Raw genomic sequence first — 22,732 nt, forward strand, 5'->3', positions numbered from 1 at the left:
AAATGCCGCACGAATGCAATTGTTTGCATTGATCGGAAATGCTCGTAGGGTGCAATCCGTGAATACCTTCGAGAAAGTCGCGACCGCCTTCGTCGGTGTGGCCGCGCTGCTCCTGCCGATGTCCCCGCCGGTGCCGGCTGCGGCCGCGGCCGCGGCTGCGGCCGCGACCGGTTCGGCTCGGTTCGGGATCGGTTCCGGCATCGACACCACGGCGGACGGCGCGAAGGTGGCCCTCGCGGCGGGGCTCGGCGTGGGGACCGCTCGGGTCGACCTGTGGTGGACGGGCGTCGAGAAGGCCCGGGACGAACTCGTCATGCCCGCGTCGTACCGGAAGTCCGTCGACCGTCTCCGCGCGGCGGGGATCCGACCGCTCATCGTCCTCGACTACGGCAATCCCCACCACGACGGCGGTGGTGGTCCGACCACAGCCGCCGGCATCGCCGCGTTCGCGCGGTACGCGGGGTTCGTCGCCGCGACGTTCGGCCCGGACGTGGCGGGGTACGAGATCTGGAACGAGTGGCCGAACACCGTCGCGCCGGAGGCCCGCAGTGCTGCACGCTACGTCGCACTGACCCGGGCGGCGTCCGCGGCCGTCCACGCCGCGGCGCCGGGCTCCGTGGTGGCGGGTCCCGCCATGAGCCTGCTCGGGGCGGACGGCCTGCACCCGTGGCTCCGGCAGTGGCTCGCCGCAGGTGGTCCGGCGACGGTCGACGCGGTGTCGGTCCACGCGTACACCGGGACACGACCGCCGGAGACGACTCTGGGGCCCGCGATGCGGGAGCTCCGGACGGCCCTCACGGCGCAACACCGCTCCGTCCCGGTCTGGTGGACCGAAGGCGGCTGGCAGGCCGGTCCGCTGGGGCAGGCGGGTACCGTCACCCCCGCAGTGCAGTCCGCCTGGCTGGTGCGCTGGGGAGCGCTCGCCGCGCACCTCGGTGTCACGCTCGTCGTGCCGTTCACCCTGAACGACGCGGGGTCGACACCGACCGGGTACGGCCTGTACGGCTCCGCCAGTGGTGGGTACACGGCGCGGCGGGCTGCCGCGGCCTACGCGGTCCTCGTGCGCACCGTCGGTGATCGCCGGTTCGTGGCGGTCGAACGGGCCGGCACGGGCGGGGTCTGGATCGTCAGGTACGGCTCGGGCGGGGACGTGGTCCGCGTCCTCTGGTCGACGTCGGGAGTCCGCACGACGTCGGTCGGCGTGCCGGGCGGCTCCTCGCTGGTCTCGGCGACCGGGGCGACGAGCCGGCTGACCGTGGTCCGCGGTGCGGCGTCGGTGCGGGTCCGGGCAGCCCCGGTTTTCCTCCGCTCCGATCGGTGACGCGTCGGAGCGGCGATTACCACACCGACCTGTCGGACACGCCGGAGACCTGGTAGTCTGTCGGGGTTTGTCCGGCGAGCGCGGGTTCGCAGGAACTGCACCGTTGCCGTCCGCCGGACGCCCGAAGGACGCACCGCACACCGGAGGAACGACTTGGCACCGAACGACGCACCCCACCCGCACGGCGATCGGCCGCTGCCGCACGGCGACCGACCGCTGCGCACGAAGGGCGCTGCGAAGCGCGCTCGGCGCAACCTGACGAAGGACGACGTCACCGTCGTCGAGGAGTCGCTGCTCAAGCGCGCTGTGGCGGCCGCCGCCCTCGGCAACGCGATGGAGTGGTTCGACTTCGGCATCTTCGCGTACCTGACCGTCACGATCTCGCAGGTCTTCCTGCCGCAGGGCGACCCGGCCGCGAACATCGTCGCGACCTTCGGCTTCTTCGCCGCGGCGTTCATCGTCCGACCGATCGGTGGCGCCGTCTTCGGTCCGATCGGCGACCGGATCGGCCGGCAGAAGGTCCTCGCGCTGACGATGATCCTGATGGCCGCCGGCACGCTGATGATCGGCCTGATCCCGTCGTACGACTCGATCGGCTTCTGGGCCCCGGTCCTGCTGCTCGTGGCCCGCTTCGTGCAGGGCTTCTCGACCGGCGGTGAGTACGGCGGCGCCGCGACCTTCATCGCCGAGTACTCGCCCGACAAGCGCCGTGGGTTCATGGGCTCGTGGCTCGAGTTCGGCACCCTGGCCGGCTACGTGCTCGGCGCCTCGATCGTCACCGGCCTGCAGTTCGGCCTGTCCGAGGACGCCCTGCTCAGCTGGGGCTGGCGCATCCCGTTCATCATCGCGGGCCCGCTCGGCCTGATCGGGCTGTACCTGCGCCTCAAGCTCGAGGAGACCCCGGCCTTCCAGAAGCAGCAGGAGCAGGCCGCCGAGCGCGAGGGGCAGAAGACCCCGTTCCTCAAGCTCTTCGCCGAGAACTGGCGCGCGCTCATCATCTGCATCGGCCTGGTCCTGGTCTTCAACGTGACCGACTACATGCTGCTGTCGTACATGCCGACCTACCTCGAGCAGAACCTCGGTCAGAACGCCACGTTCGGCCTCATCCTGATCGTCGTCGTGATGCTGCTCATGATGGTCGTCATCACGTTCGGTGGCCGGCTGTCCGACAAGTTCGGTCGTCGCCCGGTGCTCGCCGCCGGCTGCATCGGCTTCATCCTGCTGTCCTGGCCGGCCCTCAAGCTCGTCCAGACCGGCACGGGCGTCGGGGTGTTCTCCGGCCTGCTCATCCTCGGTGTCGTGCTCGTCACGTTCACCTCGACCATGCCGTCGACGCTGCCCGCGCTGTTCCCGACGATCATCCGCTACGGCGCCCTGGCGATCGCGTTCAACGTCTCGGTGTCGCTGTTCGGTGGCACGACCCCGCTCGCGACCTCGGCGCTCATCAACGCCGCGAAGGACGCCGGCTACGGCTGGGCCGAGGACATCCCGGCCTTCTACCTGATGCTGGCCGCCGTCATCGGGCTCGTCGCGGTGTACTTCACCAAGGAGACCGCCGCCACCCCGCTCATGGGCTCCGGCCCGACGGTCGGTTCCGAGGACGAGGTCGCCGGCGTGATCGACGACTACAACGACCCGAACTCGGAGTTCGCGCAGTCCGACTGGGCGAAGGAGTTCGCGACGAGTGAGATCCCGATCATCTCGGGTGACGCTGCGAAGAAGGAGTCCGCCGACTCCTGACCCCGGGGCCGCCCCGTGGCAACCCGCCCTGGAGGCCCGGTGCACGTCCGCCACGGACGCGCACCGGGCCTCCGGTCACGTTCAGGGCCGTGGGTGACGTCACGCGCGCAGCGACAGTTCGCGGACGCGGCACCGCGCGAACTGTCGCTCAGCCCGCGAAGTCGGCTGCGGGGCCCGTCGCCAGCCGCTCCGCGGCCTGCAGCAGGTGCGCGGTCACGGGATGCGCCGGGCGCGCGAACACCGTCGCGGCGGGGCCGTGCTCGACGACCGCGCCCCGGTGCACGACCAGCACGTCGTCGGCCATCCGTCGAACGGCCCGCAGGTCGTGCGACACGAAGACCATCGCCACGCCGGTGTCGTCGCGGAGCCGCTCGAGCAGGGTCAGCACGGCGTCCTGCACGGTGGCGTCGAGGGCGGTGACCGGCTCGTCGAGGACGATCACCTCGGGGTCGGTGGCGAGTGCCCGGGCGATCGCGAGTCGCTGCCGTTGCCCACCGGACAGGGTCAGCGGCGACCGCGGCCGGAGCGCCGGGTCGAGGTCCACCTGTCGCAGGGCTGCGTCCACCCGGGCGGCGAGGGAACCACGGGCGCGGCGGTCGTCGCCCCGCGAGAACGCGTCGGCGAGGACCCGCTCGACCGACCACCGCTCGTCGAAGGTGGCGCCGGGGTCCTGCACGACGGCCGCGACGCGGTGGCGTCGGGGTCGTCGGTCGTGTTCGGGGAGCGGTACCCAGGGGGCTCCGTCGAGCGAGACCGTGCCGGCGTCGGGCGTCTCGAGCCCGAGGAGCATCCGCGCCAGGGTGGTCTTGCCCGACCCCGAGGCGCCGATCACCCCGAGCACTCGCCCGCGGTCGAGCCCGAACGACACGTCGTCGGCGGCGCGGACGCCCTCGTAGTCGCGCGCGAGGCCCGCGGCGACGAGCACCCCAGCCCTTCCGCCAGCCCTCCCGCCGCGCCCCGTGCGAGGTTGATCACTCCGTGCGTCGTCGGAAGCTCGCACGGAGTGATCAACCTCGCACCGAGCGCCAGTGGCCGCGCGCACCAGGGCTTGCGTCGCGGCGTGCTGCGGATCCTGCAACACCGAGGCGACCGGGCCCTGCTCGACGATCCGGCCCTCGTGCATGACGGCCACCCGGTCGGCCCACCCCGCGACGAGCCCGAGGTCGTGCGTGATCACGAGCAGCCCCGCCCCGCGCTGCTGCGCCGCCCGCAGCTGCTCCATCACGGTGACCGCGACCCCGGCATCCAGCGCGGTCGTGGGCTCGTCGGCGACCACGAGCGCTGGCGCCCCGATGGTGGCCGCCGCGATGAGGGCCCGCTGCCGCATCCCGCCCGACAGCGTGCCGGCGAGTCGGCCGTCGGTCGCGATGTCCGGGTCGAGACCCACCGCGCGCAGGGCATCGCGCACGGCGTCCACGCGCTCGGCCGCACCCAACTCGGTGTGCAGGCGGAGGCTGTCGGCGACCTCGCGTCCGACGGGACGCAGCGGGTCCAACGCGCCCAGGGCCTCCTGGCCGACGTAGCCGACCCGAGACCCGCGCACCTGGCGCCACCGACGATCGGAGAACGCGCGGACGTCGAGGCCGGCGACGGTGAAGGCGTCGGCGCGGACGGCGGAGCCGGGTGCGGACAGGCCGAGCGCGGCGCGGGCGGTGACGGTCTTGCCGGAGCCGGACGCGCCGACCAGGGCGACGCACTCGCCGGCGTCGACCCGCAGGGCGACGTCGTGCACGATCGGCGTGCCCGCGATGGCGACGTGCAGCGCCTGGACCTCGAGGACGGTGGTCATCGGACGACTCCTGTTCGGCGGATCGCGCGACCGAGCACGGTGACGGCGGTCGCGACCACCACGATGGCGAGCCCGGGGAAGGTGCTCATCCACGGTGCGGTCTGCAGGTAGGTCCGGCCGTCGGCGAGCATCGCGCCCCACTCCGGAGCCGGGGGCGGTGTGCCGACGCCGAGGTAGCTCAGCGCCGAGGCCCAGACGATCGCCTGACCGACGCCGAGCGTGGCGACCGCGACGACGGGCCAGAGTGCGGTGGGCAGGACGTGCCGGACGACGATGCGGACGGGGGAGCGGCCGAGCAGCACGGCGGTCTCGACGACCTGCGACGACCGGGCAGCGCGGACCAGACCACGGACGATGCGGGCGTAGCCGGGGGCGGTGGCGAAGCCGACGGCGAGCACGGCGGGCACCGGGCCGGGGCCGGTGACGGCGATGACCACGAGGGCGACGAGCAGCAGCGGCAGGGCGAACGCGACCTCGGTGACGCGGCCGATCACGGCGTCGAGCAGCCGGCCGACACGCCCGGCACCGGCGCCCAGGCCGGCGACGACCCCGAGCACGACGCCGGTCCCGCCGCCGATCAGGGTCGCGGCGACACCGACGACGAGCGAGGCCCGCGTGCCGGCGACGACCCGGGACAGGACGTCGCGTCCGGATTCATCGGTGCCGAACGGGTGGGCGCCGCTCGGTGCGAGCAGCGCTTCGGACGGGTGCACCGCGAGCGGGTCGGCGCCGCCGAGCAGCGCCGGCCACGCGGCCGCCACGACGGCGAGCAGGACCACGGCACCCGCGACGGCGCCGGGGACGCCGAGGGCGCGGGGACCGCGTCCGGCTGCCGGGCGTCCGTCGGCGGACCGGTCGGTCGGGAGGCTCGGCTCGGCGATGCCGCTCACCGCGCGGCCGCCTCGTGGTCGGCTCCACGGCGTCGGGCGGCGCGCGGAGCACGCGCGCGTCCTGTGCGCGGGGCGCCGGTGCGCGGGTCGACGACACGTTCGACGAGGTCGGCGATCGCGAGCACCACGACGTAGGCAGTGGCGGACACCAGCGCGATGCCGGCGACGAGTGGCATGTCCCGCTGCGTCACCGCGGTCACCAGGGCGCGACCGATGCCGGGCAGCGCGAACACGGACTCGACGACGACGGCGCCGGACACGAGGGACCCGAACGCCCAGGCGGACAGGGCGATCCCGGGCAGCGCCGCGTGGCGGAGCAGGTGCCGGGCGAACAGCCCGAGGCGGGTCTCACCACGGCCCCGCGCGGCGAGGGCGAAGGCGGACCGTTGCGCGTCGACGACCCCGTCGCGCACGGTCTCGGCCAGGTACCCAGCGACCGGGACGGCCACCGTCAGCACCGGGAGCACCCAGCCGCGCACGGTTCCGTCGCTGACCGCGGGCACCCAACCGAGGGCGCTCGCGAACACCACGATGAGCACGCTGCCGAGCCAGAAGTGCGGCATCACGCTCGCGGTGACGCTCAGCGCGCTCGTCAGCCCGGCTGCGAACCGACCGCGCTGCGTCGACCACCAGGCCGCGACGATCGCCAGGACCCAGGCGACGACGAGCCCGGCCACCGCCAGGGTGAGCGTGACGGGCAGCTGCTGGCCGAGCAGCGTCGCGACCGGGGTGCGGAAGGCGTACGAGTCACCGAGCTGCAGGGTGGCGAGGCGTCCGAGGAACACCGCGTACTGCACGAGCACCGGCTGGTCGAGGCCGTACTCGTGCCGGACCTGGGCGACGGCCTCGGCGGAGGCCTGCGAGCCCGGACCACCGAGGATCGCGAGTGCGGGGTCGCCGGGGATGAGCCGGATCGCGACGAACACGATCGTCGCGACGGCCCAGAGCACGCCGATCCCGCCCGCGAGCCGTCGGACGGCCCACCACACCCAGGGCATCCGCGTCAGCGGTCGATCCAGGCCGTGCCGAACCAGGGCGTGGACACCGAGGTCGTCTGGATGCCGTGCACGGCCGAGCGCACCAGGAAGTGGTTCTGCTGATCGTAGAGGGGGAGCACGGTGTCGCTCGCCAGGATCGTCTTCTGCGCCTGCTCGTACAGGTCGGCGCGCTCGTCGGCGTCCGAGGTGCGGGCCGCCTGCTCGAGCAGGGTGTCGAGTGCGGGGTCGTCGAGCTGCGCGAGGTTCGCGAAGTACCCGGACGGCGCCGGCTCGATGCTCGCGCTGTCGTACAGGATCCGCAGGACGTCGGGGCCGACCTTCGTGTACGGGGCGCTGACCAGGTCGTACTCGTTCGCCGCGAGGGCCGCGTACCAGCTGGAGAGGTCGAGCTCGTCGAGCACGACCTTGAACCCGACGGCCTTCTCGGACGCCTGGATCTGCTGGAACAGGCTGCGCTCGGCCGGCACCGACTGGTTCGTCGACACCGGGAACGTCACGGTGAGCTGCTGGCCGTCCTTGACGCGGATGCCGTCCGACCCGACCTTCCAGCCGGCGTCGTCGAGCAGCTGCTTCGCCTTCGTCGGCGAGTAGTCGAACCGGCTCTTCTCGGAGTAGGCCAGCGGTTCGGCACTCGAGAGCACGGAGTACGAGCGCTTCGCGGTGCCGAGGAACAGCGACTGCAGGCCGGGGTCGATCTCGGCACCCGCGATGAACGCCTGCCGCACGGCCTCGTCACGGAACACGCCGTGGCCGGAGTTCAACTCGAGGCGGTTCGAGGCACCGGGGCGCGGGGCGTCGAGGTCGCGGATGGCGCCCTTCGCCGACGCAGCCTTGAGCTGGTCGGGCTGCGCGTTGTCGATGACGTCGACCTGGCCGGACTGCAGCGCCGCGTAGCGCGACGTCGAGTCGGGCAGGAAGCGCCAGGTGATGCCGGACAGGCGCGGCTTCGTCGTGCCCCAGTAGTCGGTGTTCTTCGTCAGGGTGACGCGGTCGCCGTGCTTCCACCCGGTGACCTCGAACGGGCCGGTGCCGACGGGCGACTCGCAGTTCGTCGCCTGCTTGCGTTCGAGCGCCTTCGGGGACTCCATGCCGACCCACGGCTGCGAGAAGGACTCGAGCAGCGCGCTGTCCGGACGGCTCAGGGTGAGCCTCACGGTGTGGTCGTCGGTGGCCGTCGCCTTCGTGATGGACTGCAGCGCGAGGTACCCGGTGCTCGACGCGGTGGCCGGGTCCTGCACGTGCTCGATGTTCGCCACGACGGCGGCGGCGTCGAACGGGGTGCCGTCGGTGAAGGTGACGTCGTCGCGCAGCGTGAAGGTGAGGGTCTTGCCGTCGTCGCTCGTGGTCCACTTCGTCGCGAGCTCGGGCGTCGGCTCGCCGTCCTCGAGCCCGACGAGCTCCTCGATGTACTGCGTCGCCAGGAGCGCCTGCGGGTAGTTGCCGCCGACGTGCGGGTCGAGGCAGGTGGGCTCGGCGTCGCCGGAGGCGTACGTCAGGGTCCCGCCGCTCACCGGCTTGCTGCTCGTGGTGCTCGTCCCGGCGCCGCTGCACCCCGCGAGGACGAGGACGACGGCGGTGGCGCTCGCGACGGCGGCGACGGTTTTCTGTACTGAGTCCAAGATCATGGCTGAACGAGTCTAGCGGTTTACTGGGGCCCATGGACGAACCGATCCGCCGCGGTGGCCGGCCCCGACGCTCGAGCGCCGAGGTCCTCGCGGACGCCGCTGCCGAGCTGTTCCTCGAGCAGGGGTACGCACGCACCACGGTCGACCAGATCGCCGTGCGTGCGGGGGTCAGTCGCGCGACGTTCTTCAACTACTTCACGGCGAAGTCGGACGTGATGTGGCTCGAGCTCGACGCCGCGGTCGCGGGGCTGCCCGGGTACCTGGCGGCCTCGACCGAACCCAGCGCGGTGCGTGCGGTGGAGCAGGCCCTGCTCGCCGCGGCCCGGGCCCACGACCCCGAGCGGGTGCCGTGGGCGGTCGCGCAGGCCGAGGTGATGGGCATCGGCTCCGAGCTCGTCGCCGGGGTCGCCGTCCGGGTGATGGCGCAGCACGGGGCCGTCGCCGCCTTCGTGGCCGGGCGCACGGGGGAGCAGCCGGGGTCGCTCTGGCCGCAGACGGTCTCGGGCGCGGTGCTCGGGGCGGCTGCTGCGGCGTTCGGGGTGTGGGTCGCCGACGGGGTGGCCCGCCGGCCGCTCGTCGAGTACGTCGCGGCGGCGCTGACCCCGGTGGTCGCCGGCCTCGACGCCCGCTGACGCCGGCGACGGGCGCCCGCGCGTCAGTCGGTGCGCAGCGTCCCGGCGCCGCCGGCGGCCACGTCCGAGGCCGTCCCGTCGCGCACCACCTCGGGCACCTCGTCGCTCGTCGGCCGCAGCGAGGCGTCGCCCGGGTAGCTCAGCGTCAGCACGGCTTCCTCGATGTACGGGCTGTCCTCGAGCGACTTCTCGACGTCGCGCAACCGCACCGCGACGTGCTCCTCGTTCTCGTTGCCCGTCAGGTCGACGGCGGCGACGAGGTACACCCGCGACGGTCCGACGAACTCCAGGTGCAGGTAGGTGACACGTTCGATCTGCGAGCGGCCGAGCAGCTCGACGAGCACGGCGTTCTCGAGCTCGGGCGACGTGCTCTCGCCGAGCAGGAAGCGGCGGTTGCGGTCGATGAGGATGATCGCCACGACCCCGAGCAGCAGGCCGATCGCGATGGACCCGATCGCGTCGAAGATCGCCAGGCCGGTGATCTGGTGCAGGAACACCCCGAGGAACGCGACGACGAGGCCGATGAGCGCAGCGGCGTCCTCGGCGAACACGGCCCGCAGCGTCGGGTTCGAGGACTGCAGCACGTGGCGCAGCACCGGCACCTTGCGCTTCGTCGCCGCTCCGTGCGCCTGGCGGTACGCCTGCAGGAAGCTCGTGCCCTCGAGGCAGAACGACAGCGCGAGCACGATGTAGTTGAGCAGGACGTCCTCGGCCGGACCCGTCTCGCCGAGCTCGGAGATGCCGTGGTAGATCGACACGATGGCGCCGGCGGTGAACAGCCCGAACGCGGCGAACATCGACCAGATGTACGTCTCGCGGCCGTACCCGAGCGGGTGTGCGGTGTCGCGCTTCCGCGCGCCCCGTCGTTCGGCGACGAGCAGGAAGATCTCGTTCCCGGTGTCCGCCCACGAGTGCGCCGCCTCGGCCACCATCGAGGCCGAACCCGAGATGAGCGACGCGATGGTCTTCGCGATCGCGACGAGCAGGTTCGCGCCGAAGGCGATGATGACGGTGAGGGAGGACTCCGGGCGTTCGCCGGAGGCAGAGTCGTCGGGCATCCCTCCAGCATGCTCCCGTCCGCTAAACTCGTGTCACACGAGCGTCGATCCGGCCATCACCGGGGAGCTCCCGGAAGAACGCGGTCCGCGCGAGCGGTTCGTCAGTAGAACCGGGCGGACCGGGCCGCACCGAACCCGAACACGAGCGGTCGTGACGTGCGGACAGCACGGCGTGGCAAGCGAGGTGGTACCGCGGAGCCTGCTCCGTCCTCGTGGAGATCGAGCGAACCCACAAGGAGTCCCGGTGCCGTACCCGTTGAACGCCGATGCCGATGGCGTCGTCCCCTCGCCGTCCTTCCCCGCCGTCGAGCGGGGGATCCTCGCCTTCTGGAAGGGCGACGGCACGTTCCAGGCGTCCATCGACCAGCGCCAGGGCTGCGACGAGTGGACCTTCTACGACGGCCCGCCGTTCGCGAACGGCCTGCCGCACTACGGTCACCTGCTGACCGGGTACGCGAAGGACGTCTTCCCGCGCTACCAGACCATGCGCGGCAAGCAGGTGCACCGCCGCTTCGGCTGGGACACCCACGGGCTGCCCGCCGAGCTCGAGGCGATGCGCCAGCTCGGCATCACCGAGAAGCACGAGATCGACGAGATGGGCGTCGACGTGTTCAACGCCGCCGCCAAGAAGTCCGTGCTGCAGTACACCGACGAGTGGCAGCAGTACGTCACCCGCCAGGCGCGCTGGGTCGACTTCGAGGACGACTACAAGACGCTCGACACCACGTTCATGGAGAGCGTGCTGTGGGCGTGGAAGCAGCTCTGGGACAAGGGCCTGGCGTACGAGGGCTTCCGGGTCCTGCCGTACTGCTGGAACGACCAGACGCCGCTGTCGAACCACGAGCTGCGCATGGACGACGACGTCTACAAGATGCGCCAGGACCAGTCCGTCACGGTGTCGTTCCCGCTGCAGGGCGCGCGCGCCGAGTCGCTCGGGCTGGCCGGCGTGCGTGCGCTCGCCTGGACGACGACCCCCTGGACCCTGCCCACGAACGCCGCGTTGGCCGTCGGGCCTGCGGTCTCGTACGTGGTGCTCCCTGCGGGGCCGGGAGGCGCGGCTGACGGTGCCGACGCCGGTTCCGTCTCGTACCTGTTGGCTTCGGACACCGTGGCCGCCTACGCGAAGGACCTCGGCTACGAGACGGCCGAGGACGCCGCTGCCGCGGTCGTCCGCACCCTGACGGGTGCGGAGCTCGACGGCGTCGAGTACGAGCGCCTGTTCGACTTCCTCGCCGAAGCCGAGGGCATGGAGCACGCCTGGCGCATCCTGGTCGCCGACTACGTCGAGACCGGCGAGGGCACCGGCATCGTGCACCAGGCCCCGGCCTACGGTGCCGACGACCAGGTGGTCTGTGCTGCCGCCGGCATCCCCGTGGTGCTCTCCCTCGACGAGGGCGGTGTCTTCACCTCGCAGTTCGGCGAGGTAGCCGGCATGCTCTGGTCCGACGCGAACAAGCCGCTGACCAAGGCCGTCCGCGACGCTGGTCGTCTGCTCCGCCAGGCGTCCTACGAACACAGCTACCCGCACTGCTGGCGGTGCCGGAAGCCCCTCATCTACAAGGCCGTGTCGTCGTGGTTCGTGCGGGTCACCGACTTCCGCGACCGCATGGGCGAGCTCAACCAGGACATCAACTGGGTGCCGGAGAACGTCAAGGACGGCCAGTTCGGCAAGTGGGTCGGCAACGCCATCGACTGGTCGGTGTCGCGCAACCGCTACTTCGGCACGCCGATCCCGGTGTGGCAGTCCGACGACCCCGAGTACCCGCGCACCGACGTGTACGGCTCGCTCGAAGACATCGAGCGCGACTTCGGCCGCCTGCCGCTGAACGCCGACGGCGAGGTCGACCTGCACCGCCCGTTCATCGACGACCTGACCCGCCCGAACCCCGACGACCCCACGGGGAACTCGACGATGCGCCGGATCACCGACGTGTTCGACGTCTGGTTCGACTCCGGGTCGATGCCGTACGCCCAGGTGCACTACCCGTTCGAGAACCGGGAGTGGTTCGAGTCGCACAACCCGGCCGACTTCATCGTCGAGTACATCGGGCAGACCCGCGGCTGGTTCTACGTCATGCACGTGCTGTCCACCGCGCTGTTCGACCGACCGGCCTTCAAGAACGTCATCAGCCACGGCATCGTCCTCGGCTCGGACGGTCAGAAGATGTCGAAGTCGCTGCGGAACTACCCGGACGTCTCCGAGGTGTTCGACCGCGACGGCGCCGACGCCATGCGCTGGTTCCTGATGTCGTCGTCGGTGATCCGCGGTGGCAACCTCGTCGTCACCGAGGAGGGCATCCGCCAGGGCGTCCGCGAGTTCATGCTCCCGCTGTGGTCGACGTACTACTTCTTCACCCTCTACGCGAACGCATCGGGGGAGTCGGGGTACCAGGCCACCCGTCGAACGGACAGCACCGACGTCCTCGACCGGTACCTGCTCGCGAAGACCCGGGTGCTCGTGTCCGACGTGCAGCAGCACCTCGACGCGCTCGACACCCCGCTCGCGGCCCAGGCCGTCCGCGACTTCGCCGACGTGCTGACGAACTGGTACGTCCGCCGGTCGCGCGACAAGTTCTGGACCGGGGCCGACGGTGCGGCAGGGGACGACGCCCGTGCGGCCTTCGACACCCTGTACACGGTGCTCGAGACCCTGACCCGCGTCGCGGCCCCGCTCGCCCCGCTCGTCACCGAGGAGATCTGGAAGGGCCTGACCGGTGGTCGGAGCGTGCACCTGACGGACTTCCCCGACGCGGCCGAGTTCCCCGCCGACGACGCCCTCGTCGCGGCGATGGACCGCGTGCGCGACGTCGCCTCGAAGGGCCTCGCGCTCCGCAAGGCGACCGGCAAGCGCGTCCGGCTGCCGCTCGCCACGCTCACCCTCGTGGTGCCGGACCCGGCGGCGGTCGAACCGTTCGCCGACATCCTGCGCGACGAGCTGAACGTCAAGCGGGTCGTGCTCGAGGCCCAGGCTGAGGAGTCACTGGCGCAGTACGGCATCGAGCGGAAGCTGACCGTCAACGCCCGCGTCGCCGGCCCGCGCATCGGCAAGGCCGTGCAGCAGGTGATCCCGGCCGCGAAGAAGGGCGACTGGACCGCGACCGAGTCCGGCGTGACCGTCGGCGGTGTCGACCTGGTCGAGGGCGAGTACACGCTCGACCTCACCGTCGCCGACCCGTCGGTCGCCGTGGCGTTCCTCGACGAGGGCGGCTTCGTGGTGCTCGACACCGTGACCACACCCGAGCTCGAGGCCGAGGGGCTCGCCCGCGACGTCGTCCGTGCCGTCCAGCAGGCCCGGCGCGACGCCGACCTGGACGTCAGCGACCGCATCGTCCTGACCCTCGGGGTCGACGAGGCCGCCGACGCGTCGGTGCGCACCCACCAGCAGCTCATCGCGGGGGAGACCCTGGCGACGAGCGTCGAGATCGTGCCCCTCGGGGCAGGCGCCACCACCGATGTCGGTGACGGCGCGAAGGTGACCGTGGAGGTGTCACGCGCATGAGCGACGACGACCAGTACGACGAGCACGACCAGCACGACCAGCACGACGAGGACGGCATCCGGATCCCGGTGGGGCCGTCCGGAGACGCCCCGGTCGAGGCCGTGCCGTACGGCGGTGACGACGACGAGGTCAAGCGCGTCGAGGCCGCCCTGTACGCCCGGATCGGTGAGCAGTCGCCCGAGCACCGCCTGACCGCGACCCGTCGCGCCGTCGAGCTGCTCGGTGACCCGCACCTGGCGTACCCGGTGATCCACATCACCGGCACGAACGGCAAGACGTCCACCGCGCGCACGACCGAGAGCATCGTCCGTGCCCACGGTCTGCGCACCGGCCTGATGACGAGCCCGCACCTGGTGTCGATCCGGGAGCGCATCGTCATCGACGGGCAGCCGATCGAGCCGAGCCGGCTCGTCGAGAACTGGGACGACATCGCCCCGGTCCTCGAACTGACCGACCAGGAGCTCACCGCGAAGGGCGAGCTCCCGCTCACCTTCTTCGAGGCACTGACCGTCCTGGCCCTGGCGTGCTTCGCCGAGGCGCCGGTCGACGTCGCCGTGATCGAGGTCGGCATGGGCGGCGAGTGGGACTCCACCAACGTCGTGCAGAGCCAGGTCGCGGTGTTCACGCCGATCGCCATCGACCACGCGAAGCAGCTCGGCAGCACCGTGGCGGAGATCGCGCGGACCAAGTCCGGGATCATCAAGCCGTCGTCCGCCGTGGTGTCGAGCGAGCAGGTCCCCGAAGCACTCGTCGAACTCGAGCGTGCCGCCGAGCTCACCGAGTCGACCCTCGCGGTCGAGGGCACCGGGTTCTCGCTCGTCGACGTCACGCCGGCGGTGGGCGGTCAGCTCATCACCGTGCAGGGGATCGCCGGCCGCTACGACGACCTGTTCCTGCCGCTGTTCGGGCGGCACCAGGCGCACAACGCGGCCGTGGCGATCGCCGCGGTCGAGTCGTTCCTCGGTCGGGGCACCCAGGCGCTCGACGAGGACGTCCTGTCCGAGGGCCTCGCCGGTGCCACCAGCCCGGGTCGCCTCCAGCCGATCGCCACCGACCCGACCGTCGTGGTCGACGCGGCGCACAACCCGCACGGTGCCAAGGCCCTGGCCGAGGCCCTGCCCGTGGCGTTCCCGTCCGAGCACGTCGTCGGCGTCGTCGGGATCCTCGGCGACAAGGACGCCCGCGGGTTCGTCCGCGCGCTGAAGGGGACCGTCGAGACCTTCGTCGTCACGCAGCCCCCGGGGGAGCGTGCCCTCGACGCGGACGCCTTCGCGAAGGTCGTCGTGGACGAGGTCGGCGCGGACCGTGTCGTCGTCGAACCGTCGCTCGCCGCCGCGCTGCAGCAGGCACGCGACCTGGCGGACGAGGCGGACGCCGAGGACGCCCTCGTGCTCGTCGCGGGCTCCATCGTGATGGTGGGTGCGGTCATGGACCTGGTCCACCGGGAAGGCGAGACGAAGTGACGAACGCACCACGTCCCCACGAGCACGGCCAGCCGACCTCTCCGCAAGCTCCGCGGTCGTCTGGAACCGGCTCGCGTGGGCCCACCTCCCGGCCGGGGCGCGCACCGCGCACCCGGAAGCCGCGACGCGACCGCGGGGCGCAGGAGAGCCTGCTGTCGATCGCGCTCGTGCTCGAGGCGATCATGTTCTTCTTCCCGATGCTCGTCGTGTTCGGCAAGGGGACCCTGCCGCCGGCCCTGGCGTTCGGCGGTGGCATCGGTGCGATGGTCGTGCTGGCGCTGGCCTCACGCCTGACCGGCAACCCCGCCGGTGTAGGGTTCGGGTGGCTGCTGCAGGCGGCCATCCTCGCCACCGGGTTCATCGAACCGTTCATGTTCGCGGTCGCCGTGGTGTTCCTGGCGCTGTGGGTCTTCTGCTTCGTCAAGGGCGGTCAGCTCGACCGCCAGAACGCTGCGCGCCGGGCCGCCACGGGCGAGGACTGACCACCCCCTCCGATCCCGCGAACACACTAGGAGTACTGCGTGTCCGACCTCGAAGAGACCCTCGTCCTCGTCAAGCCCGACGGCGTCGCCCGCCAGCTCACCGGTGAGATCCTCCGCCGCATCGAGTCGAAGGGCTACGAGATCGTCGACCTGAAGATGCTCACCGCGCCGCGCGACCTGTTGGACGCGCACTACGAGGAGCACCAGGGCAAGCCGTTCTTCGAGCCGCTCGTCGAGTTCATGCAGTCCGGTCCGGTCGTCGCCGTGCGCGTCGCCGGCAACGGCGTGATCGCCGGCTTCCGGTCGCTCGCCGGCACCACCGACCCCACCAGCGCCGCACCCGGCACCATCCGTGGCGACCTCGGTCGCGACTGGGGCCTCAAGGTGCAGCAGAACCTGGTGCACGGGTCGGACAGCACCGAGTCGTCGGCGCGCGAGCTCGCGCTCTGGTTCGCCTGAGACGCCGGGGGAACGACTCGTGACGAACAACGACCGACCCACCAAGAACGAGCGTCGCCAGCACGCGCGTGAGGTCTCGCGCCAGCGCGCCGACGCCGAGAAGCGTCGCAAGCGCCGCAACAAATGGTTCCTGCAGGGCGGTATCGGCCTGGGCATCATCGCGATCGCCGCGATCATCACGCTCGTCGTGGTGAACGTGAACAACGCGCCCGCCGTGTCCGCTGCCGGGCCGAAGAACATGGCCACCGGCGCGATCCAGTTCACCGGCGAGGGCGGCGAGGTCACCCCGGTGACCACGAAGGCCGTCACCGCGAAGGGCACCCCGTCGGCAGTCCCGACGTCGAACACCGACGGTGCGGTCGCGGTCACCGAGTACGTCGACTGGGCCTGCCCGGTCTGCAAGCAGTTCGAGGCCGCCTACGCCGACCAGATCCTGGACAAGGTGAAGTCGGGCGACGCGACGCTGGCCATCCAGCCGGTGTCGATCCTCGACCGCAGCTACCAGAGCTCGCGCTACGCCAGCCGGGCCGCGAACGCCGCGATGTGCGTCGCGAACTACGCGCCGGACAAGTTCCTGGACGTCCAGACGCAGTTCTTCGCCAACCAGCCCACCGAGGGCACCTCGGGCCTGACGAACGCCGAGATCGCGAAGCTCGTGAAGGCGGGCGGCGCGACCGGGTCGAACGTCTCCGAGTGCCTGTCGACCGAGCAGTTCAAGGGCTGGGTGACGAAGTCCACCAAGCTCGTCACCGCGGACGAGGCACTGCAGGGCACGCAGGGCTTCGGCACGCCGACCGTGGTCGTCAACGGCAAGCGTCTCGACGACCTCAGCACGGTCATCACCGCGATCGACGCCGCGGCGAAGTAGCACCACCCGCACGAGCGAAGGCCCCCGCTTCCATCCGGAAGCGGGGGCCTTCGTCGTCGCGCTGCCTCGTGCCTACGCGGCGCCGCCGTTCTGCTCGACGAACGACGCGAAGGCGTCGGTGTCGGTCAGGGAGCCGGTGAACTGCTTGCCGTTCACGATGATCGTCGGGGTGCTCGTCACCTTGTCGAGTGACGAGTTCGGGATCGGGTCGTTCATCACCCGGTTCGTGGCGTCGGCGACCCACCCGGCGAAGTGCTGCCCGGTGATGCACGAGGTGACCTTGCTGTTCGTCGCGCCGGCGTCCTTCGCCAGGGACGCCAGCTCGTCGTTCGTCAGGCCCTTGGTGCTCTCGGACGGCTGGTTCTCGTAGAGCGACGTGTTGTACGCCAGGAACGCGTCCGGGTCGTAGTTCGCCACACAGGCGGCCGCGGCGGCGGAGCGGGTGGAGTACTTCGACCCGAGCGACACCCGGTCGAGCAGGTTGAACGGGTGCAGTTCGAGCGTCGCGGAGCCGGCCTTCACCCACTGCTCGATCTGGTCCATCTGCGCTGTCTCGAACTGGTTGCAGTACGGGCACATGTAGTCCGAGTACACGGTGATGTTCGCCACCGAGTCGTCCTGCTCCGTCGCCGTCGGGGTCCCGCCGTCGGGTGTCGCCTTGGTCTCGACGGGCACGATCTCGCTGCTCTGGCCGGTGAACAGGATGCCGTCGCTCGCCATGTTCCGCGGCCCGGGCCCCGCGGGTTGCACCGAGTTCGCGATCACCAGGACGACCACGGCGACGACCGCCAGGCTGCCGACGATGATGCCGCTGATCCCGAGCGTCTTGTTGCGGCGACGTCGCGCCTGCTCCTGCACCCGGGCTTCGCGAGCGCGCTCTCGGGCGGCGTCGCGACGGACCTTCTTGCTCTCGTTCTCGCTCATCGAGATCGAGCGTAGGTGCTGCCCGGAGGTCGATCGGGCGTCCTGCCTGGGAGGCCCCCAGGAATTCGGTGACGCGTCATCGATGCATCATGGGCGCCGCATCGGGGACGCCCAGCAGTGGATCAGAAGACCGTCAGGATGGTCGGGAACTTGATGATGATCGTCACGATGATGAACAGGTAGTTCGCCAGCGGGAACGCCCAGCAGAACGGGAGCAGTGCCCGGCCGACTCGCTTGGTGCGGGCACCGAAGCGGCCCTGCGCGGCGTTCCAGATCGTGAACACCCAGAACATCGGGATCGTCATCGACCACACGAGCATGCACCACGGGCACAGCGCGCCGATGAACCAGACGGTCTGGGTGAAGAGCCACGTCACGAAGACCCACGCCAGGAACACGCCGGCGTTGAACGCGATCCAGAACCACCGCGAACCGTTGCGGAAGCCCGCGAGCATCATCACCGCGACGGCGATCGGCGCCACGAAGCCCATCACGCCGAGCAGTGGGTTCGGGAACCCGAACAAGTGGCCCTGCCAGCTCGCCATCACGTCCGAGCAGCTGATGAACGGGTTCACGTCGCACGAGAGCACCGTGTCGGGGTCGGCGTACTTCTTGAACTCGTCGAGCACCAGGGAGAAGGACCCGTACAGGCCGACGAACCCGGTGATCAAGAGGAAGACGGCCATCGGGATCGGACGACGGGGGGCAGGCGCTGACGTGCTCACGCCGTCATCATCGCATGCGGCTTCCGGTCCTTTCCGGGAGCGGCGTGCGATACTGGCCGGAGGTCGTGCGGGCAACCGCAGACCGAAGAGAGCTTTCCGGGCAGTGCCCCACGGGGCAGTGTCCGGACGATCAGGTGCGGTGAGAGCGCACCGTGGTCGGGACAGCGTCACTCCGACGCCGAGCCGACCCGGGCCGGGTGCCCGGACCGGAACGGCAGCGGACGCAACGAGAAGTTGACGCAGACCGATCACGAAGACAGCGAGCGCGGGGCGTCGACGCCACCGCCACAACCAAAGAATTCCCGCCGCCTGACAAGGGTGCGAGTGGGGCCGAGGAGTGCGCCAGTCCATGGTGGAGCAGAACAACGACAACACGACCAACGACGAGAACGCCCCGAAGCGTCGGACCCGCCTGTTCGGCGGACGCCGCGCCCGGTCGTCCGGCCAGCAGGTCGCGGCCGACGCCGTGCAGGTGCCGGCCGTCGACGAGCCCCTCGCGCTGACGGACGGGGCACCGGCGGACGGGGCACCGGCAGAAGCCGTGTCCGTCGCGGTCGAGGCCGTCTCCGCGCAGAGCGCCGAGCCGGACGACGTGAGCACGCTGACCGGCGACCTGCCGGTGGTCACGGCCGAGCCGACCGAGCCCGCAGCCGACGTGGCGGAGCCGAGTGGTGCCTCCCGTCCGACCGAGACCGAGCCGACGGCCGAGGCGAGCGAACCCGCCGCCCCAGCCGAGCCGTTCGTCCCGAAGGCGACGAGCACGCTCAGCCTGATCTTCCACGCCCCCGTCCTGCCGGAGCTGCCGCGCCGTGCCGCGCGGTACGAGCGCGACGAGGACGACCGAGACGACCGCTACGAGCGCTCCGACCGCTCCGAGCGCTCGGAGCGGGAGGACCGGTTCGACCGCGATGACCGGTACGACTCCGAGGACCGCGAGGAGCAGGGCGGATCCCGCCGGCGCTCGCGTCGTCGGGGGAGCAGCGCCGACCGCGAGGCCCGTGCGCCGCGCGAGCCGCGCGACCACCAGGAGCCCCGCCGCCGCGAGCCCGAGCTCATCACCGAGCCGCAGCGCATCAAGGGCTCGACCCGGCTCGAGGCGAAGAAGCAGCGCCGCCGCGACGGCCGTGACGCCGGACGCCGACGCCAGGTCGTGAGCGAGGACGAGTTCCTCGCCCGCCGCGAGAGCGTCGACCGCCAGATGATCGTGCGCTCCAGCTCGTCGACCATCGAGATCGGCGTGCTCGAGGACGGCATCCTCGCCGAGCACTACATCACCAAGTCCGAGAACGTGTCGCTGATCGGCAACGTGTACCTCGGCAAGGTGCAGAACGTCCTGCCGTCGATGGAGGCCGCCTTCGTCGACATCGGCCGCGGCCGCAACGCCGTGCTGTACGCCGGCGAGGTCGACTGGAACTCGGTCGACACCAGCCACGGCCGTCGCATCGAGGCCGCGCTCAAGCCGGGCGACAAGGTCCTGGTCCAGGTCACGAAGGACCCCGTCGGCCACAAGGGCGCCCGCCTGACCAGCCAGGTCTCGCTGCCCGGTCGCTACCTGGTCTACGTGCCGAACGGCTCGATGAACGGGATCTCGCGCAAGCTGCCCGACACCGAGCGTGCGCGCCTGAAGAAGATCCTGAAGGAGGTCCTGCCGGAGCACGCGGGCGTCATCGTGCGCACCGCTGCCGAAGGTGCGACGGAAGAGCAGCTCACCCGCGACGTGCAGCGCCTGACCAGCCAGTGGGAGGCCATCCAGAAGAAGGTCGCCGGTGGCCAGGCCCCGGTGATGCTGCACTCGGAGCCGGACCTGCTCGTCAAGATCGTGCGTGACGTCTTCAACGAGGACTTCACGAAGCTCATCATCGACGGCGAGGCCGCCGGCGGCACCATCGACGAGTACCTGTCGGCCGTCGCGCCCGACCTGAAGGACCGCGTCGTCCGCTACGAGGGCCCGGACTCCTTCGAGGAGTACCGCCTGAACGAGCAGATCGACAAAGCGCTCGACCGCAAGGTCTGGCTGCCCTCCGGTGGTTCGCTCGTCATCGACCGTACCGAGGCCATGACGGTCGTCGACGTCAACACGGGCAAGTTCGTCGGCTCCGGGGGCAACCTCGAGGAGACCGTCACGAAGAACAACCTCGAGGCCGCCGAGGAACTCGTCCGCCAGCTCCGCCTGCGCGACATCGGCGGCATCATCGTCGTCGACTTCATCGACATGGTGCTCGAGGAGAACCGCGACCTCGTGCTCCGTCGCCTGATCGAGTGCCTGAGCCGCGACCGCACGAAGCACCAGGTCGCCGAGGTCACCTCGCTCGGCCTCGTGCAGATGACCCGCAAGAAGATCGGCGTCGGCCTGCGCGAGTCGCTCGACGAGGTCAACGCGAAGGTCAACGACAACAACGCCGACCCGGGCCCGAGCAAGGGGCGTCGCAAGGGACGCAGCGGTGCCGGTGGCAACGGCAGCAACGGCAACGGTGGCAACGGGCACGGCAACGGCGGGGGCAACTCCGGCGGTGGCTCGGGTTCCGGTTCGTCGAACGGGCAGTCGAGCCAGGCGCACCAGATCACCGACGACGTGAAGAGTGCGCTGTCGCGGATCGCCGCCTCGACGATCCCGCACGAGGACTCGCCGGCATCGCCGACCTCGGCGGAGGCACCGACCTCGGCCGACGTCCCCGCGGCGACGTCCGCGTCCGAGGACTCCGGAGCGGGCGAACAGCCCACCGGGTCGAAGCGTCGGCGCCGTGGCGGCCGTGGTGGACGGAGCGGTGAGCAGTCGAACGCTGCCGCGACCGAGACCACCGAGGTCACCGAGTCGGCGCCCGTCGCAGTCGAGGCGGAGGCCGCTGTCGAGCCGAAGCAGGTCGAGCCGAAGCGCAACGAGCCGAAGCAGGCTGCGCCGAAGCAGGCGGTCGCCGAGGCTGCTGCTCCTGCCGGCGAGCCGAAGGCCAAGGCCCCGGCCCGCCGTCGGGTCAGCTCCAGGGCGACGGTGACCCCGACCGACAACACGGTCGCGATCCTGGACATCCCGCTCAATGCCGCCCCGAAGCGCGAGCCGCGTCAGGTCGCCCCGGACGCCGAGTCGCTGTTGGACTCCGTGCTCCAGGCGCTGCCCGAGCCGAAGCAGCCGGGTCAGGGCCGTTCGCGGTCCCGCCGGGTGTCGTCGCCGAGCATCAGTGCCCCGGCCACGACCGAGGGTGCGTCCGGCGAGGACACCGACGGCTCCGTCATCCTGGGGAACTGAGCGTGACGAACCCCGGTGACCCGCAGCAGGATCGTGGGTACTACGGTGCGGGCTGGCAGCAGCCCGCACCGCCCGGACCCGGGGGAGCCGGCGGTTCCGCGCCGCCGTACGGTGGGCAGCCTGGCGGGCAGCCGCCGCACGGCTTCCAGCCCGCTGCCGGGGTGCCCTACGCCCCGCCGCGACCGTCGCGTGCACCGGCTGATCCACGTCGGGCCTTCGCGCCAGGCGCCTCGGTGAACAACACCGCCGGGGCGCTCATCGCCGTGGTGTCCCTCGTGCTGGTCGAGTTCGTGTCCGGCATCGTCGGGCTCATCGGGACGTCGCTCGTCGTCAGTCCGTTCGCGCACTACGGCGCGGGTGCCAGCCTGGTCGGCAGCTTCATCGCCTCGGTGTTCCTGGCGCCGTTCCCGTTCTACGCGGGGGCGTTCCTGGCGCTGGCGTTCCTGACGCCGATCGCCCGCCGCAGTCCGCTGCCGACCGTGCTGCTCCGTGCGGTGCTCGCCGGGGCTGCCGGGACGATCGCCCTCGCGCTCGTCGGTGTCTTCACGGGGGCGTTCGGCGCGATCACCTCGGGAGGTTCCCGACTCGTGATCGACGTCGTCACGAACCCGCTCCGCAACGGCGTGCCGTTCACGGTGATGCTCCTGGCGAGTGCGACCGCGGCGTGGCTGTGGCTCGGGCGCCCGCGACGGAACCGTGGCCCCGCGCCGACGTCCGGCCTGCCGGGGACGGTACGGCCCGCCGACGCCGTCCCGCCCGCGACCGTGCAGCCGGGGCCGCAGCAGCCGCAGCAGGGCCCGTACGGACAGGGTCTGGTCCAGCCGGACCCCCACGGGCAGTACGGCGGCCAGTACGGCGCACAGCCCCGTCCGGACCAGCAGCAGCCGCCGGCAGCCCCCTGGGGTGGTCCAGCGCCCCGCTGACCTCGCTTCGTCGCTCGTGCGGTCGTGTGGGCGGTCGTGTGGGCGCTGCACGGTGCGAGGTTGACCACATCGTGCGGCCTTCGTACCTCGCACCG

The 22,732-nt window shown here is 71.3% G+C and carries 17 protein-coding genes; 10 read left to right on the plus strand and 7 right to left on the minus strand.

Going from position 1 to position 22,732, the window contains the following annotated elements:
* Positions 1-58 precede the first annotated feature (58 nt).
* Together ACIPV1_RS11370 and proP are read left to right on the plus strand one after the other, a co-directional pair.
* Complete coding sequence (locus ACIPV1_RS11370; protein ID WP_402726382.1) at positions 59-1,321, plus strand: hypothetical protein; 1,263 nt, start codon at positions 59-61, stop codon at positions 1,319-1,321.
* A 153-nt stretch (positions 1,322-1,474) separates the two neighbouring features.
* On the plus strand, positions 1,475-3,061 hold the full coding sequence (gene proP, locus ACIPV1_RS11375) for a glycine betaine/L-proline transporter ProP (RefSeq protein WP_235035912.1): 1,587 nt from the start codon (positions 1,475-1,477) through the stop codon (positions 3,059-3,061).
* 148 nt (positions 3,062-3,209) lie between these two features.
* On the opposite strand, the gene ACIPV1_RS11380 is transcribed toward proP, so the two are convergent.
* Genes ACIPV1_RS11380 through ACIPV1_RS11395 form a run of 4 tightly spaced genes read right to left on the minus strand, consistent with a single transcriptional unit; the run spans position 3,210 to position 8,363 of the window.
* A complete protein-coding gene (locus tag ACIPV1_RS11380; protein ID WP_402726383.1) occupies positions 3,210-4,850 on the minus strand; it encodes an ATP-binding cassette domain-containing protein in 1,641 nt (546 codons plus the stop codon).
* A complete protein-coding gene (locus ACIPV1_RS11385) occupies positions 4,847-5,740 on the minus strand; it encodes an ABC transporter permease (RefSeq protein ID WP_402726384.1) in 894 nt (297 codons plus the stop codon). The genes ACIPV1_RS11380 and ACIPV1_RS11385 overlap by 4 nt, the downstream gene beginning before the upstream one ends.
* On the minus strand, positions 5,737-6,738 hold the full coding sequence (locus ACIPV1_RS11390) for an ABC transporter permease (protein WP_402726385.1): 1,002 nt from the start codon (positions 6,736-6,738) through the stop codon (positions 5,737-5,739). The genes ACIPV1_RS11385 and ACIPV1_RS11390 overlap by 4 nt, the downstream gene beginning before the upstream one ends.
* Positions 6,739-6,743: 5 nt before the next feature.
* On the minus strand, positions 6,744-8,363 hold the full coding sequence (locus tag ACIPV1_RS11395; protein ID WP_402726386.1) for an ABC transporter substrate-binding protein: 1,620 nt from the start codon (positions 8,361-8,363) through the stop codon (positions 6,744-6,746).
* Between the two features lie 32 nt (positions 8,364-8,395).
* Here ACIPV1_RS11395 and ACIPV1_RS11400 point away from each other — a divergent pair, with 32 nt between their 5' ends.
* Entirely contained in the window at positions 8,396-8,995 is a 600-nt protein-coding gene (locus ACIPV1_RS11400; protein ID WP_123938849.1) for a TetR/AcrR family transcriptional regulator, read from the plus strand.
* Between the two features lie 23 nt (positions 8,996-9,018).
* Here ACIPV1_RS11400 and ACIPV1_RS11405 read toward each other — a convergent pair whose 3' ends face one another.
* Positions 9,019-10,053: a cation diffusion facilitator family transporter gene (locus ACIPV1_RS11405; protein WP_123938848.1), complete on the minus strand. Its 1,035-nt coding sequence runs from the start codon at positions 10,051-10,053 to the stop codon at positions 9,019-9,021.
* 244 nt (positions 10,054-10,297) lie between these two features.
* Between ACIPV1_RS11405 and ileS the strand changes: the two genes are divergently transcribed.
* Genes ileS through ACIPV1_RS11430 form a run of 5 tightly spaced genes read left to right on the plus strand, consistent with a single transcriptional unit; the run spans position 10,298 to position 16,824 of the window.
* Positions 10,298-13,552: an isoleucine--tRNA ligase gene (gene ileS / locus ACIPV1_RS11410; protein ID WP_402726387.1), complete on the plus strand. Its 3,255-nt coding sequence runs from the start codon at positions 10,298-10,300 to the stop codon at positions 13,550-13,552.
* A complete protein-coding gene (locus tag ACIPV1_RS11415) occupies positions 13,549-15,015 on the plus strand; it encodes a bifunctional folylpolyglutamate synthase/dihydrofolate synthase (RefSeq protein ID WP_402726388.1) in 1,467 nt (488 codons plus the stop codon). The genes ileS and ACIPV1_RS11415 overlap by 4 nt, the downstream gene beginning before the upstream one ends.
* The gene (locus tag ACIPV1_RS11420) at positions 15,012-15,497 is read left to right on the plus strand and encodes a DUF4233 domain-containing protein (protein WP_402726389.1); all 486 of its coding nucleotides are present in this window, start codon (positions 15,012-15,014) and stop codon (positions 15,495-15,497) included. The genes ACIPV1_RS11415 and ACIPV1_RS11420 overlap by 4 nt, the downstream gene beginning before the upstream one ends.
* A 39-nt stretch (positions 15,498-15,536) precedes the next feature.
* A complete protein-coding gene (ndk, locus tag ACIPV1_RS11425) occupies positions 15,537-15,956 on the plus strand; it encodes a nucleoside-diphosphate kinase (protein WP_111084529.1) in 420 nt (139 codons plus the stop codon).
* 19 nt (positions 15,957-15,975) lie between these two features.
* The gene (locus ACIPV1_RS11430) at positions 15,976-16,824 is read left to right on the plus strand and encodes a DsbA family protein (protein ID WP_402726390.1); all 849 of its coding nucleotides are present in this window, start codon (positions 15,976-15,978) and stop codon (positions 16,822-16,824) included.
* Positions 16,825-16,896: 72 nt separating this feature from the next.
* Here the strand turns inward: ACIPV1_RS11430 and ACIPV1_RS11435 are convergent, their stop codons facing one another.
* Both ACIPV1_RS11435 and ACIPV1_RS11440 read right to left on the minus strand, forming a co-directional pair.
* Positions 16,897-17,748 carry a DsbA family protein gene (locus ACIPV1_RS11435; protein WP_402726391.1) on the minus strand — a complete coding sequence of 284 codons (852 nt, stop codon included), beginning with the start codon at positions 17,746-17,748 and terminating at the stop codon, positions 16,897-16,899.
* Between the two features lie 122 nt (positions 17,749-17,870).
* Positions 17,871-18,473 (minus strand): vitamin K epoxide reductase family protein, encoded by a 603-nt coding sequence (locus ACIPV1_RS11440; RefSeq protein WP_402726392.1) that lies wholly within the window; start codon positions 18,471-18,473, stop codon positions 17,871-17,873.
* 349 nt (positions 18,474-18,822) lie between these two features.
* Between ACIPV1_RS11440 and ACIPV1_RS11445 the strand changes: the two genes are divergently transcribed.
* Together ACIPV1_RS11445 and ACIPV1_RS11450 are read left to right on the plus strand one after the other, a co-directional pair.
* Entirely contained in the window at positions 18,823-21,714 is a 2,892-nt protein-coding gene (locus tag ACIPV1_RS11445) for an Rne/Rng family ribonuclease (protein WP_402726393.1), read from the plus strand.
* A 2-nt stretch (positions 21,715-21,716) separates the two neighbouring features.
* On the plus strand, positions 21,717-22,637 hold the full coding sequence (locus tag ACIPV1_RS11450) for a hypothetical protein (protein ID WP_402726394.1): 921 nt from the start codon (positions 21,717-21,719) through the stop codon (positions 22,635-22,637).
* The last annotated feature ends 95 nt before the right edge of the window (positions 22,638-22,732 follow it).

The sequence above is a fragment of the Curtobacterium sp. NPDC089991 genome (assembly GCF_044748425.1).
Taxonomy (GTDB): domain Bacteria; phylum Actinomycetota; class Actinomycetes; order Actinomycetales; family Microbacteriaceae; genus Curtobacterium.

Bases quoted from the DNA above. Each gene is read 5' to 3' on its own strand.
- ACIPV1_RS11390 (WP_402726385.1), bottom strand. From the start codon at position 6,738: ATGCCCTGGGTGTGGTGGGCCGTCCGACGGCTCGCGGGCGGGATCGGC.
- ACIPV1_RS11405 (WP_123938848.1), bottom strand. From the start codon at position 10,053: ATGCCCGACGACTCTGCCTCCGGCGAACGCCCGGAGTCCTCCCTCACC.
- ACIPV1_RS11435 (WP_402726391.1), bottom strand. From the start codon at position 17,748: ATGAGCGAGAACGAGAGCAAGAAGGTCCGTCGCGACGCCGCCCGAGAG.
- ACIPV1_RS11400 (WP_123938849.1), top strand. From the start codon at position 8,396: ATGGACGAACCGATCCGCCGCGGTGGCCGGCCCCGACGCTCGAGCGCC.
- ACIPV1_RS11380 (WP_402726383.1), bottom strand. From the start codon at position 4,850: ATGACCACCGTCCTCGAGGTCCAGGCGCTGCACGTCGCCATCGCGGGC.
- ACIPV1_RS11445 (WP_402726393.1), top strand. From the start codon at position 18,823: ATGGTGGAGCAGAACAACGACAACACGACCAACGACGAGAACGCCCCG.
- ACIPV1_RS11415 (WP_402726388.1), top strand. From the start codon at position 13,549: ATGAGCGACGACGACCAGTACGACGAGCACGACCAGCACGACCAGCAC.
- ACIPV1_RS11395 (WP_402726386.1), bottom strand. From the start codon at position 8,363: ATGATCTTGGACTCAGTACAGAAAACCGTCGCCGCCGTCGCGAGCGCC.